This is a genomic window from Rhizobium sp. NLR22b (genome assembly GCF_019685295.1).
Lineage (GTDB): Bacteria > Pseudomonadota > Alphaproteobacteria > Rhizobiales > Rhizobiaceae > Rhizobium.
Window position 1 is genome coordinate 17,307 of record NZ_JABDWM010000011.1, and the last position, 13,243, is coordinate 30,549.

The 13,243-nt window shown below is 58.1% G+C and carries 11 protein-coding genes and 1 pseudogene; 3 read left to right on the top strand and 9 right to left on the bottom strand.

The window, feature by feature from the left end; translation table 11 throughout:
- Positions 1-70: 70 nt before the first annotated feature.
- From HJC00_RS18335 to ugpB, 8 genes are all read right to left on the bottom strand, one after another.
- Complete coding sequence (locus tag HJC00_RS18335; RefSeq protein WP_210633321.1) at positions 71-604, bottom strand: NUDIX hydrolase; 534 nt, start codon at positions 602-604, stop codon at positions 71-73.
- 58 nt (positions 605-662) lie between these two features.
- A complete protein-coding gene (locus HJC00_RS18340) occupies positions 663-1,457 on the bottom strand; it encodes an HAD family hydrolase (protein ID WP_210633320.1) in 795 nt (264 codons plus the stop codon).
- Positions 1,454-2,236, bottom strand: coding sequence for a DeoR/GlpR family DNA-binding transcription regulator (locus HJC00_RS18345; protein WP_210633318.1), 783 nt, complete (start codon positions 2,234-2,236; stop codon positions 1,454-1,456). The genes HJC00_RS18340 and HJC00_RS18345 overlap by 4 nt, the downstream gene beginning before the upstream one ends.
- Before the next feature lie 9 nt (positions 2,237-2,245).
- A complete protein-coding gene (locus HJC00_RS18350; RefSeq protein ID WP_210633316.1) occupies positions 2,246-2,995 on the bottom strand; it encodes a glycerophosphoryl diester phosphodiesterase in 750 nt (249 codons plus the stop codon).
- Between the two features lie 61 nt (positions 2,996-3,056).
- Positions 3,057-4,103, bottom strand: a complete 1,047-nt coding sequence (gene ugpC, locus HJC00_RS18355) for a sn-glycerol-3-phosphate ABC transporter ATP-binding protein UgpC (RefSeq protein ID WP_210633314.1) — start codon at positions 4,101-4,103, stop codon at positions 3,057-3,059.
- A 1-nt stretch (position 4,104) separates the two neighbouring features.
- Positions 4,105-4,953: a sn-glycerol-3-phosphate ABC transporter permease UgpE gene (gene ugpE, locus HJC00_RS18360; protein WP_221155755.1), complete on the bottom strand. Its 849-nt coding sequence runs from the start codon at positions 4,951-4,953 to the stop codon at positions 4,105-4,107.
- 12 nt (positions 4,954-4,965) lie between these two features.
- On the bottom strand, positions 4,966-5,850 hold the full coding sequence (ugpA, locus tag HJC00_RS18365) for a sn-glycerol-3-phosphate ABC transporter permease UgpA (RefSeq protein ID WP_221147178.1): 885 nt from the start codon (positions 5,848-5,850) through the stop codon (positions 4,966-4,968).
- 60 nt (positions 5,851-5,910) lie between these two features.
- Positions 5,911-7,233, bottom strand: a complete 1,323-nt coding sequence (gene ugpB, locus HJC00_RS18370) for a sn-glycerol-3-phosphate ABC transporter substrate-binding protein UgpB (RefSeq protein ID WP_210633309.1) — start codon at positions 7,231-7,233, stop codon at positions 5,911-5,913.
- Between the two features lie 474 nt (positions 7,234-7,707).
- Here ugpB and HJC00_RS18375 point away from each other — a divergent pair, with 474 nt between their 5' ends.
- Positions 7,708-9,000 (top strand): mechanosensitive ion channel family protein, encoded by a 1,293-nt coding sequence (locus HJC00_RS18375; protein WP_210633307.1) that lies wholly within the window; start codon positions 7,708-7,710, stop codon positions 8,998-9,000.
- Positions 9,001-9,009: 9 nt separating this feature from the next.
- Positions 9,010-9,129 (top strand): annotated as a pseudogene (locus HJC00_RS32665) (dipeptide/oligopeptide/nickel ABC transporter ATP-binding protein); the annotation flags it as partial.
- Positions 9,130-9,211: 82 nt separating this feature from the next.
- Here the strand turns inward: HJC00_RS32665 and HJC00_RS18380 are convergent.
- On the bottom strand, positions 9,212-11,434 hold the full coding sequence (locus HJC00_RS18380; RefSeq protein WP_221164446.1) for an EAL domain-containing protein: 2,223 nt from the start codon (positions 11,432-11,434) through the stop codon (positions 9,212-9,214).
- 376 nt (positions 11,435-11,810) lie between these two features.
- Here HJC00_RS18380 and HJC00_RS18385 point away from each other — a divergent pair, with 376 nt between their 5' ends.
- A complete protein-coding gene (locus tag HJC00_RS18385) occupies positions 11,811-13,214 on the top strand; it encodes a nodulation protein NfeD (RefSeq protein WP_221164447.1) in 1,404 nt (467 codons plus the stop codon).
- Positions 13,215-13,243: the final 29 nt, after the last annotated feature.

The following is a 13,243-nucleotide window of genomic DNA, read 5'->3' on the forward strand; positions in this document are numbered from 1 at the left end:
CAATTGAGAGTCAACTTGCCTTCCGAGCCCGCCACGAACGGTAATCAGAACGAGGAGCCCCGCAATCGTATCAGCCGTGGTCAGACTTCTTCTGACCCCGAGGTTCAAATTCGACGAGCAGCGACTTGAGTTCGACCTCTCGAACTCGTCGCGCCGCCTCGTCAGGGCTGACCCATTCGAGAATACGCTGGCCTTGCTCCTTGAAGTCGTTTCCGATCTCGGTGACTTCGATCTGAAACAGATCGACGATACATGGCGCCACATCGCCGTCGTCGAATTCCTTGAGATAGGTATAGCGGCCGACAGGTTTCCTTTTCACCGCCCCGCGCATGCCTGCTTCCTCCCAGGCTTCGATCGCCGCCGCTTCGAAAGGCTTCTTTCCTTTCATCGGCCAGCCCTTCGGTATGACCCAGCGCGCGCGCTCGCGCGATGTGATCACGAGAATTTCGATCTTCGGCCCGCCATCGCAATAGCGGAAGCAGATGGCGCCGTACTGTTGGCGGAAGGCGCCAGCAAACAGCTTCGCAGGAACCGCAGCGAGCTGCCGCAGCAATGGCTGAGACTTGTCTGGTCGGGACTTGCTGCGTTTTTTTGTAGGCTTCATGACGCTCCGTCTTCAGCGCATCGTGCGGCCGCGCATGGCCTTGTGGGCTCCCCGCCGGTTATTCGCCGGTGGTCCTGGCATTCAGGATTGTCCCGGCAATGTCGGCAAAACCAAGTCCTGCCGGCTGGGAGGAGATCCAACGCGGCACATGCTGAAGGTGCGGAAGAACAGGAAGAATATTGCCGACACCGAAAGAGTTGCGGATGAAGCCGAACATCGGCGCATCGTTTCGAGAATCGCCGACGAACGCCGTGACCGATGGCAATTCTATGGGATCCACCCCGAATTTGCTGGTCAGGAGGCGCTCGCTCATGGCGCGTTTGTCATAATCGCCAATCCAGGTGTTGATGTGGATGGAACTGATGGCGACGGTGCCGCCGATTGCCCTGATATCGCATGCAAAATCTTCGACGTCCTGGGTATCATGACGCTGAATGTCGATTGCCACGTCAGCCAGGCGGAACACTTGGTCGTGTGCGATCTTGAATGTGCCGCCTTTTTCCGCGATCAGTTTTTCGATGGCACCAAGATGCTGGCGTTGACGCTCGCCCTGCAATGCGCCGTTCTCCCAGTAATCGAAAACAACCTCACCGTTGCGGCGGGTGACGGCATAAGCACCGCTTTCGCCGATGACCGCGGCAACAGGCCAGGCACGGACGATGTGTTCGCACCAGCCGGCTGAACCACCCGTGACCGGCACGACGGCGATGCCGGCCCGGCTGAGTTCCCAAAGGGCATCATAGGTGCGCGGCAGAAGTTTACCTTCTGTCGTCAGCGTGTCGTCGATATCGGTGAAGAGATAACGCACATGCTGCAATTCATGCGCGGAGGGTGCCAGATCTACGAACGTCACGTCATGTCCTCGCAGGTCACCACCTCCATGCTGCTATCGGCCAGCACACTGGCGACGGACGGATCGGCCGGCAGCCGATCCGTGTAAAAGCGGGTTATCTTATTGAAAGGTGCAACGCGCACCGCCGCATGGCGGGTCCATTTGCTGACGTCTGCAGCCAAAAGACGCGTTTGCGAATTCTCCAGAAGCGCATTGGTGATCTGCGCCTCGCTATAGCTGAAGTCCATCATGCCGTTCACCGGACTGAGTGCACCGGCACCGACGACGGCATAAGTCGCATAGAATTTTTCCACGAATTTGATCACATCGCTGCCCACGACGTCGCGGTCGTCATGGCGCAGCAGGCCGCCGGTGAGATGGACCTCGACACTCGGCGATTCGCAAAGGGTCAGAGCGACATGAATGTTGTTGGTGATAACAGTCAGCCCCTGGTGATCGCGCAACGCCTCCGCGACGAATTGGACCGTGCTGCCGATTCCCAGGAATACCGTCGCATCCGGGCCGATGTCGGCGGCGACCCGCTTGGCGATCAGCCGCTTGGCCCGACGGTTCAGTTGGGCGCGGGCGTTCAGCGAAATATTGCTGCCTTCGACCGGCACATCGACACCGCCGTGAAAGCGGCGGGCATGCCCGAGATCACACAGCGCATTGATATCACGGCGGATCGTCTGGGTCGTCAGATCGTACCGGCGCGCCAGATCATCGATATATTGGACGCCCTCCGTTTCGATCAGCGCCAGTATTTCGCGTTGTCGGCTCGATATGACCCGCTGCCCCATCGCTTTTTCCTATGAGAGATAGACACTCGGGTCGTCTGTTATCACACCGGTCAAGCCGACAGGCCAAAAAGATGCGAGGAGCTTGGGGTCATTGCAGGTCCATGCCCGCACCTTGATCCCCTGGTGCGCCGCCTCCTCAAGGAAACCGATGCTGAGAGACTTGTAACCAAGATGGATCGTTCTTGCGGGAATTGATTGGAGAACATCACTCCAGTCATCCGGCAGTCTACTCCACAACATAGCGAGCTCGTAACTGGGATCGATTTCGTGCATGCGCCTGAGCGCCGCCGCGTCGAAGCTCGATATCATGATCTTGGTCTGCGGCGCGCGCGCCTTCAGATGCTCGTCAACGGTCTTTACCAGCTGGTCGAGAGATTTGTGATGCGGATGCTGCTTGATCTCGACGTTGGCGTTCAATCCCAGCTCTCCCAATGCGGACAGGACCTCGGCAAGGGTCGGCAAGGGTTCGCTCTTGAAACGGGGGGCGAACCACGCGCCGGCGTCGATCTCCCGCAGGTCGGATGCAGTGAGATCGCCGAGCCTGCCGGTCGATGAGGAGCAACGGTCGACGGACACGTCGTGGATGACGACTGCGGTCCCATCGCCAAGGAGCGCGACGTCCAGTTCGACCCATTCGGCGCCCCGGTCCGCAGCCGCCCGAAACGCGGCAATCGTGTTTTCGGGCGCGACAGCGGATGCGCCTCGATGTGCTTGAACCTCACTGCGGCCGGGTCCGGATCGCGGCTCTGACTTTGGCATGTCTTTCTCTTTTTCCTCACTTTTCGACGCTGCAGATGTCGGACAGCTCTATCCGGCCGTTTCAGTCCGTACGTCGTCCAGTTTTGCTGTTGAATGGATGCATCTGATCAATCCGCGCGAAGATCTCGATCTTTGCAGTCTCGGCGAAGTCCGGCCGGCCCTGAACCGTCAGAACGACCGTCTGTTGGCCTTCCCCCAGTCTTACATGCAAGTGGCTTTCGCCGCCGATCGGCTCGAGCAATTCGACGATGGCGTTCAGACGAACGGAAGGCTCGCTGGGCTTTGCGATGAGAAGAGCATCCGGCCTGAGACCGACGATGTCCGTCCCGTCAGGCAAGGCTAGGACGTTCCTGGCATCGGCCGTACCCAGCACCTCGATCGGCACGAGGTTCATCGGCGGAGAGCCGATGAAGCCGGCAACGAACAAACTTGCCGGACGGTCGTAGACTTCAACGGGCGTTCCCACTTGTTCGACCAGTCCGCCATTCATGACGACAAGCCGGTCGGCAAGCGTCATCGCTTCGAGCTGATCATGGGTGACGTAGATGCTGGTGGTCCTCAGGCGGCGTTGCAGCCGGCGTATTTCGACGCGCATCTGCACGCGCAGCTTGGCATCAAGATTGGACAGAGGCTCGTCGAAAAGAAACGCCGCCGGTTCGCGCACGATGGCCCGTCCCATCGCGACGCGCTGGCGCTGTCCTCCCGACAATTCGCGCGGCTTGCGATCCAGCATTGGCCCAATTTCGAGAATGTCGGCCGCTTCCTTGACGCGGCGATCGATTTCCGCCCGCGGCGTGCCGCGGTTCTTCAGGCCATATTCAAGATTTCCGCGCACCGTCATATGTGGATAAAGCGCATAATTCTGGAAGACCATGGCGATATCGCGCTCGGCCGGCTCCGCCTTGTTGACGTTACGGCCGCCGATTTCTACTTGGCCGCCGGTGATCGATTCCAATCCGGCGATCATGCGCAGCAAGGTTGACTTGCCGCAGCCGGAAGGGCCGACGAGCACGATGAATTCACCGTCTTCGACCGTCAGGTTGATGCCTTTGACAGCAGGAATCGAACCATAGTTTTTCTTGACGTCGACGATATTGATCGGGGCCATTTCATTTCTCCGTTTCGACCAGGCCTTTGACGAAAAGGCGTTGCATGGCGACAATGACGAGGACGGGCGGCAAGGCGGCCAGGATGACCGCTGCCATGACAAGATTCCAGCGCGGCTCGGCATCCGCGACCGCGGCCATGCGCTGAATGCCCATGACGACGGTGTAGAGGCTCTGGTCGGTCGTGACGATGAGCGGCCACAGGTACTGATTCCAGCCGAGCACGAACAGGATTATGAACAAGGCTGCGATGTTGGTCACCGACAAGGGCAGCAGGATATCGCGGAAGAATTTCATCGGCCCCGCCCCGTCGACACGCGCAGCCTCCATCAGCTCGTCGGGCACGGTGAGGAAAAACTGACGAAACAGGAAGGTGGCCGTCGCCGATGCAATCAACGGAATGATGAGTCCGCCATAATTGTTCAGCATTCCCAGGTCGGCGACCACCTTGTAGGTCGGCACGATGCGCACCTCGACCGGCAGCATCAGGGTGATGAAGATCATCCAGAAGGCGAGCGTGCGAAAGGGAAATCGGAAATAGACGATGGCGAAGGCGGAAAGGATGGAAATGGCAATCTTACCGACCGCGACACCGACGGCCATGATCAACGAGTTGAACAGCATCGGTCCGATCGGCGGTGCGCCGGAACTCGTCATACCCGAAGACAGCATGGTCGAATAATTCTCAATGAGGTGCGGTCCCGGCATCAGCGGCACGACACCGGACAAAAAGTCGTTGGGGCCATGGCTCGAGGCGATGAAGGCGATATAGACCGGGAAGATCACGATCGTGACGCCGAGGATAAGGACGAGGTGAGCCAGAAAATTCAGGAAAGGACGATTTTCAACCACCTTTGACGCTCCTCAATATTGCACACGGCGTTCGACGAAGCGGAACTGGACCGCGGTCAGAGCAACAACGATGATCATCAGTATGACCGACTGCGCTGCCGAGGAGCCCAGGTTGAGGCCGATGAAACCGTCGAAATAAACCTTGTAGACGAGGATTTCCGTGGCGCGCGCCGGTCCGCCCTGCGTCGTCGCATGAACGATGCCGAAAGTGTCGAACATGGCGTAAACGATGTTGATGACGACCAGATAGAAGGTTGTCGGCGAGATCAGCGGAAAGACGATCGTCCAGAAGCGCTTCACCGGCCCGGCGCCATCGATGGCGCCGGCTTCCTGGAGCGAGCGCGGCACGCTTTGCAGCGCGGCCAGGAAAAACAGAAAATTGTAGGAAATTTGCTTCCAGGTGGCGGCGATCACGATCAGGACCATCGCGTTGTCCGGATTGATCAGATGGTTCCAGCTGATCCCCATGCTGCGAAGCATATAGGCGACGATGCCGATCGAGGGATTGAACATGAACCACCAGAGTATGCCGGCGATCGCAGGCGCAACGGCGTAAGGCCAGATCAGCAAGGTCGAATAGATGCGGGACGTCCGCAGCACACGCATGGCCGCGGCGGCCAGAGTGAGCGCAATCGTCGTCGACAGAACCGTCACCGAGACGGCGAAAACCAGGGTGTGACCAAAGGCGTCCATATAGAGCGGGTCGGCAAACAGCCGGCGATAATTCTGGAACCAGACGAAGTTCGTTTTGAAACCGAACGCATCCTGGCGAAGGAACGATTGCCAGAAGGCGGTTGCGGCCGGCCAGAGAAAGAAGACGACGGTTATCAGAAGCTGGGGAGCAATAAGCAGATAAGGCAAAACCTTATTGGGAAAGACGGTTCGTTTCGTTTGCATGGGCCCTCACAGAATGACGGAGAGGCAGGGGCCGGTTTGGCCGGCCCCTGCCCCGAGCCCTTAATTGGCAGATTCGAAATCGCGAAGCTGTTCGTTGCCGCGTGCGACGACGGAATCAACCGCTTCCTTGGCAGTCTTCTTGCCGCCGAGCAATGCCGCGAATTCGTCATCGATGATGCCGCGGACCTGGACGTAATTGCCGAAGCGGATGCCCTTGGAATTTTCGGTCGGCGTCACCCGCGTCAGCTGCTTGATGCCAACATCTGCACCGGGGTTCTTTTCGTAATATCCCTGCTCCTGGCTCAGCTTGTAGGCAGCCTCGGTGATCGGCAGATACCCCGAGAACTGATGCCAGTCGGCCTGAACTTCCGGCTTCTGCAGATAGGTATAGAATTTTGCCACACCCTTATATTCTTCTTCCGGACGCCCCCTCAGCGTCCAGAGTGTGGCGCCGCCGATGATCGAGTTGAGCGGCTGCTTGATGACGTCGTCATAATAGGGAAGCGGCGCAAAACCGACCTTGAAGGCTTTGGCATTGTTGATGACGCCCGCCCGGCCGGCGGACGAGTTCATGTACATCGCGCATTCCTGCGAATAGAACATCGGAGGCGCGTTATCTCCGCCGACCGGCCCGCCGAACTTGAAGAGCCCTTCGTCCTGCCACTTCTTCAGGTTCCCCCAATGGCGGATCGTCAGATCATTGTTGAAGGTGAACTCCGCATCCAGGCCGCCGAACCCGTTGGCCTTGGTGGAATAAGGCTTGTCGTGCAGGGCGTTGAGATTTTCCGTCTGAATCCAGGAGATCCAGGCGCTGGTGAAGCCGCATTTGGCGGCGCCCGACTTGATGATCGTGCGCGAAAAGGCCTCCACCTCGGCCCATGTCTTTGGCGGCGTCTCCGGATCAAGCCCGGCTTTCTTGAAGACATCCTTATTGTAATACATGATCGGCGTCGACGAATTGAAGGGCAGCGACAACACGTTGCCGCTGGTGTCGGAGTAGTAGCCGACAACCGGCGCGATGAACTTGTTCTGGTCCCAGGGTTCGCCTTGGTCCTTCATCAACTGATACACCGGATAGACCGCGCCCTGTGCTGCCATCATGGTGCCGGTGCCGACTTCATAGACCTGCACGATGGCCGGCTGTTGCTTGGCGCGGAACGCAGCGATAGCGCCCGTCAGCGTCTCGTCGTAGGTGCCCTTGTAAACCGGCACGATTTCATAATCGGACTGAGATGCGTTGAAACCCTTGGCGATTTGCTCCAGCTTCGCGCCGTTCTCGCCGCCCATCGCGTGCCACCACTGGATTTTCGTGGCGGCCATCGCCGGAACGGACAAGGACAGGCTGGTCAATCCTGCGGACAGGAAAAAAGCGATCTTGTTCATAATCTCTCCCACTTCTCTCGGTCCGCAGCCTCCCGCTCCAGACGCGCGGATGGTAGCAGCCGAGTTTCACTTTGCAACAACGGAATGTTCACATGAACATTTGAAGCGCTCGTAAACCGAAGGCCGCACGGGCCTCCTGCTTCCAAAGCATGATTGGCTGGGCACGGAGTTCGCCGTCAGCCACTCGGATGCTCGATACAGTGTTCAAATGAACGTCTTGTGTCAGTTGGCGCCGAAATATCATTTTTTGCGGGAACCCAGACTTTGCCGCAGCACCGTTCCATCTTCGACGTGAAGCTCAGCGAAAGAAGGCCGCACATGGCTGCGCAGGCGCGCAAGCTGCTCGATACCCCGCGAGTATCGTTTCATCGACCTGTTTTCGCACGACGAAATGGAATGCTGATGCTTGTTTCTTCCAAATGAACTAAACTCGTGCGCTAGCTTTCTCTAGCTGACATTCATCGGATCATCATCATGAATATCAGGCAGATGACCGAGATCGCCGAGCAGTGGCTAACGACATTCATTCTGAACGAATGGACGTTCTTTCAGCTTGCGATCATCGTGGCGGGCTTGGGTTTTGCGTCCTTACTTGCGTCACGCACAGAGCCTGCGATGGAGGCAAAGGCGCGCCTGATCAAGGGTAATCCAGACCTCCTTCGGGTCATCATTGCTCCTATGCGCCGGATGATGTGGCTTTTCCTTGTAGGTTGGTTATGGCTCGCCAACGTTGTGCTGAGCAAGAGCGCGTGGCCCTCACAACGCTGGCTTGTGTCAACGGCTCTGACGCTGGCAGCGGCATGGTTCGTCATCTCCGTTCTGACCAAAATCATCCGCAACCCAACCCTGTCACGCGCCGTCGCGATCGGCAGTTGGAGCTACATCGCTCTTTATGCAGTCGGTCTTGACGGCCCAGTTCTATCTGCTCTTGACGGTCTCGCGATTAATTTAGGCGCGGTGAGACTCTCGCTTCTGCTTGTGCTCAAAGCCCTCGTGCTGGCGATCGCCCTGATCTGGTTGGCCGTCCTCATTGGCAATATGCTTTCCCACTGGGTTCAGCGGTCGGCCGACTTGTCGCCTTCCATCAAGGTGTTGATCAGCAAATGCATCAAGATCAGCCTGATCATAATCGCTGGAGCCATCGCTTTGTCGGCGACCGGGGTCGACCTGACGGCCCTGACCATTTTCTCAGGCGCAGTCGGCGTCGGAATAGGCTTCGGCCTTCAAAAAGTCGTATCGAACTTCATATCCGGCATAATCATCTTGATCGACAAGTCGATAAAGCCGGGTGACACGATCACCCTTGGCGACACGTTCGGGTCGATCCGCGACCTGCGATCGCGGTTTGTTTCCGTCATCACCCGCGATGGCAAGGAGTACCTCATTCCAAATGAGGACTTCATATCGCAGCAGGTCGTCAACTGGTCGTTCTCCAGTGATTATGTGCGGATCGACGTTGACTTCGGGACGTCCTATAATAGTGATCCTCATCAAGTCGTTAAGATCGCCATTGCGACAGCATCGACCGTGCCCCGGGTCGCTAACGAATACAAGCCACCCGTCTGCTGGCTGACCGCCTTTGGCGCTTCGTCGCTCGACTTTCGGCTTCGCTTCTGGATCTCGGATCCAGCGAACGGGCTGACGAATGTTCGTGGGCAAGTCCTGATGGCGCTGTGGGACGCCTTCAAGAAAGCTGGCATCTCTATCCCATTTCCGCATCATGAAATCATCATGAAAAGCCCTATAGAGATCAAACAACAGGACTGATTTGCCAAGCCCGTCGATCCGCCGAGCGGATGCCGTTTTCGAACACGCTGCTGGAAGGCGACATCGATCTGTGCCGAACAGGAGCCGGCCTTGAAGAACAGGACGGCAGCGCCCGGACTGCTCACCGCCCCACCAGCCGATGCGGATCTTTCCACGGCCGCCGCCGGAGCCTTGTCGGAGCGGCTGATAGCGACGAACATCTCGCCCCCCGCTATCCGAGGAGACGACGCGGTTCCTCCTGCGGTCGGTCGGCGTTCTCCGTCACGTCGGGTTTGCGTGCATACAGGTATTCGCCAACATGTTCGCGACCCATGGGTTTGCCGAACAAATAGCCCTGCAGCGTGGTGCAGCCCATTTCCAGCAAACACATCGCCTGCCGATGGCTCTCTACGCCTTCCGCCGTGACCTTCATATCGAGCTTCCGCGCCAGATTGAGCACCAGTTCGACGATTGCGAGGCTCGATTCATCCACGAGCATGGTGTCGATAAAGGTCTTGTCGATCTTGATGATGTCGACCGGCAGACTTCGCAGATGCGTCAGCGATGCATAACCTGTCCCGAAGTCATCAAGCGCCACTGTCAGGCCCTTCTTGCGCAAACGTTGCAGGGTTGTTGCAACGGTATCTTCCAAGCCCTGCAGGAAGACCGTTTCCGTCACCTCCAGCACGAGCTTATCCAGCGGAATGCCTCTCGACGCAAAGGCGGCAACGATCCGGGTTTCCAAGTCGCCCCTCATGAAATCGGAGGCGCTTATATTGAGACCCACCCGCCCGAATTCCAGCCCGCGGTCGATCCAGCTTCGAATGTCGGTCGCGACCTGCTCGAGCATGCGGGTCGTAATGTGGTGGGCAACGCTTGGATCTGTGAACGCCTCGTGAAATTGCGCCGCCGACACGATTGAACCATCCGAATGCTGCATTCGCACCAGCGCTTCAAACGCCCATACCCGACCGTCGGCACAACCGACGATCGGCTGATAGTGCGGCACCATCCGATATTCGGTAAGAGCCGACTCCACCTCCCGGATGATCTGAATGCGTCGCGCTATCCTCGAACGCAGGCTGGGCTCGTAGTGGACATAGCTGCCGCGCCGCGTTTCTTTGGCGTGATAGAGGGCGAAATCCGCGTTTTGCGAAAGCGTTGCGGCATCCATCCTGCCCTCCGAAATCGCTCCACCCACAGTTATCGTCGGATTTATCGTCGACCCCCCAACCTCCAGAGGGCGACCGATATATTCGATCAGGTGGCGGGCGAGCGAACCCATGCGGCGTACGCTTGCGGGCGCGTCCAGAATAACGGAGAACTCATCGCCGCCCAGGCGAAAGACCCTTCCTCGCTTTCCCAAGCGTTCATCCAGACGTGAGGCCACGCCTTTCAGCAGCAGGTCACCTGTCGCATGGCCAAGGATATCGTTCACTTGCTTGAGGCGATCGACGTCGATCAGCAGCAAACCGATGGAAGGAGCGTCGGCCGCTGTGAGCCGCTCCATATGAGCGTTGTAGGCTGCCCGATTGCCAAGTCCGGTCAGCGGATCGGCGTTTGCCGCCTGGAGCAGACGTTGCTCGTACCGCACTTTTTCGGAAACATCCTGAACGATGCCAAACAGACGACTGGGCTTGTCGCTCAAGCGCTCGATATCGCTGACCACGCGAACCCAGCGCTCCTCCCCCTCTGGCGTCATGATGCGATATTCCCTGTCGATGCCGGCCGCAGAACCATCGAGGACATCGCGTATCCTGCGTCTGACGCTCTCGCGCTCTTCGGGAGCATAGCAGCCGATCACCTCCTCCGAGGTCATTCGTTTGCCGACCGGCAATCCAACGGTGCGGTAAATCTGGTCGGACCAAATGATCGTGCCGGTCTCGAGATCCATCTCGAAGCCGCCGACCTTGGCAGAGCGTTCGGTCTGCTCGAAGCGGGCCTGCTTCAATTCAAGTTCACGTTGCTGCTCTCTCAGCAGGCTTTGCTGACGATGTTCCCTGATGAGGCCGACGACGACGCTTGCCAAACTGCGAAGCTGTCCGAGATCCCGATCGCCGAAGCGGCGGTTCTTGGTGTCGAGGACGCAGAAACTGCCGTAGCAGGTCTCCCCTTCCGAAAGCGGCACTCCCGCATAGAACCGGACCGAACGCTCTCTGACGAAGATGTTTCCGGAAAAGCGAGAATCCTTGTCGGCGTTTTTAACGACGAGCGGTGACTTCGTTTGTACGATATGGCTGCAGAAGGAATGCTCGCGAGGCGTCTCTTTCAAAAAGAGACCGTGCTCGGCCTTGAACCACTGCCGATCCCCGTCGACGAACGAAACCAACGCCATCGGCATGTCGAACACGCTGCAAGCCAGCCGCACGATTGCATCGAACTCTTCCGTCGGCGGCGTATCGAGAATACTGGCCTGGTGAAGGAGATTCAATCTCTCATCTTCTGAAAGGGACATGCGACCTTGGGCTCCTCGCAGCACTTGATGACGCGGAGTGAAACCCTTCATGGGTCATGGAAGCGGAAGAACTAACCGCTGACGATCTGTAGAATGGCACAATCTAGTTGCCAAATATTGAAGCGGCCCACATATAGTTTGATCGTAAGACATCCTGCCGAACGGGATATTCTCGCCTGGCCGCAAGATACTGAATATCTGAGTGACATGCCATCTCCGATCGGTCGATGGCCCAGCGACCTTCAAAAAACATAGGCCACGCGGTTCGCATCCGTGTAACGCGCTTAGCCAACTTCGCCTTTACGAGCGCGTAAGACGGCTGAGCCTTTGACACCTCCGTCTTTTTCTTTGTAATTTCCGACATACATTAAATATTATGTACGTTTCGCCGATTGGCACGCGGGGATTGAGGTGTTGGCGATGGCAACCGCCAATCTTCACTTTGTTGTTTTTGCTGCTTTCAGCTTGGGGATTCGGCGTACCGTCGGCGTCTGACCGGGCGTCTGTCGTCCTCAAGGTGAATGGCGCCATTGGGCCTGCTATAGCTGACTACGTGGTACGAGGCATTCAGCGTGCTGGCGAACGTGCAGCGGTCTTGATCGTCCTGCAAATGGATACACCAGGCGGCCTTGACACCTCCATGCGGGAAATCATCCGCGCGATCCTTGCCTCGCCGGTGCCTGTCGCGAGTTTCGTCGCGCCAAGCGGGGCACGGGCTGCCAGCGCCGGCACCTATATTCTCTACGCAAGCCACATTGCGGTAATGGCCCCTGGGACCAATTTGGGTGCGGCGACACCAATCGCGCTCAGCGTAAAGCCTTTCGGCGGTGATGAGGAACCGGAAAAGAAGCCGAGCGAACCTAGTGGCAAGCAGCCGGAAGCTTCAGGCAATGCCCACGAAGCAAAAGCCGTTAACGACGCAGTCGCTTACATTCGTGGGCTTGCGGAATTGCGCAATCGCAACGCCGACTGGGCAGAGCGTGCTGTCCGCGAAGCTGCAAGCCTTTCATCCACAGCGGCAGTGCGCGAACATGCCATCGATTTCACGGCAACTGATGTCAACGATCTCCTTGCAAAGGCGCAGGGCCGCATGGTGCGGGTCGGTCAAACGGAGGTCCGGCTCGATACCGCCGGTTTGGCCGTGCAGGAATTCGAGCCTGACTGGCGCACGCGCCTGCTTTCCGTCATTACCGATCCGAACATCGCAATCATCCTGATGATGGTTGGTATCTATGGCCTGATCTTCGAATTTCTCGCACCTGGGACAATGCTTCCTGGAACGATCGGCGGCATCTGTCTCCTCCTTGGTCTCTATGCCCTGGCATTGCTGCCGGTAAGTTTTGCCGCCGTTGGGCTTATTTTACTCGGCGTGGGATTGACTGTGGCTGAGGCGCATTCGCCAAGCTTCGGCGCTCTGGGCATCGGCGGCGGGGTAGCCATGATCCTGGGAGCAACCATCCTGTTTGATACCGATATACCCGGGCTGCAAGTATCGCGCCCCCTACTGGGCGCAATTGCATTTGCGACTCTTGCCTTTAGCCTTGTCGTTGCTCGCGTGGCATTCACCTCGCGATTGCGCCGGGTAGCCACCGGTGCAGAGGAGATGATTGGCATTTCCGGCAAAGTTGAGAGTTGGACGGGGCTCACGGGGTACGTCATCGCGCATGGCGAACGCTGGAAGGCCGTTTCCGCCGAACCCCTTGTTGCTGGTGACCCTGTCAGGGTGACGGGCCGCAACGGGCTGGCGCTCGAGGTCGCCAGCCGTCCTAAGAACACCTAGCGGCATTCAAGGACGCAGGAGGAGAAGTC

Coding starts and splice junctions, on each gene's coding strand:
- HJC00_RS18335 (WP_210633321.1), bottom strand. CDS start 604: ATGAAGCCTACAAAAAAACGCAGCAAGTCCCGACCAGACAAGTCTCAG.
- HJC00_RS18345 (WP_210633318.1), bottom strand. CDS start 2,236: ATGGGGCAGCGGGTCATATCGAGCCGACAACGCGAAATACTGGCGCTG.
- HJC00_RS18350 (WP_210633316.1), bottom strand. CDS start 2,995: ATGCCAAAGTCAGAGCCGCGATCCGGACCCGGCCGCAGTGAGGTTCAA.
- ugpC (WP_210633314.1), bottom strand. CDS start 4,103: ATGGCCCCGATCAATATCGTCGACGTCAAGAAAAACTATGGTTCGATT.
- ugpA (WP_221147178.1), bottom strand. CDS start 5,850: ATGCAAACGAAACGAACCGTCTTTCCCAATAAGGTTTTGCCTTATCTG.
- ugpB (WP_210633309.1), bottom strand. CDS start 7,233: ATGAACAAGATCGCTTTTTTCCTGTCCGCAGGATTGACCAGCCTGTCC.
- HJC00_RS18375 (WP_210633307.1), top strand. CDS start 7,708: ATGAATATCAGGCAGATGACCGAGATCGCCGAGCAGTGGCTAACGACA.
- HJC00_RS18380 (WP_221164446.1), bottom strand. CDS start 11,434: ATGTCCCTTTCAGAAGATGAGAGATTGAATCTCCTTCACCAGGCCAGT.
- HJC00_RS18385 (WP_221164447.1), top strand. CDS start 11,811: ATGTACGTTTCGCCGATTGGCACGCGGGGATTGAGGTGTTGGCGATGG.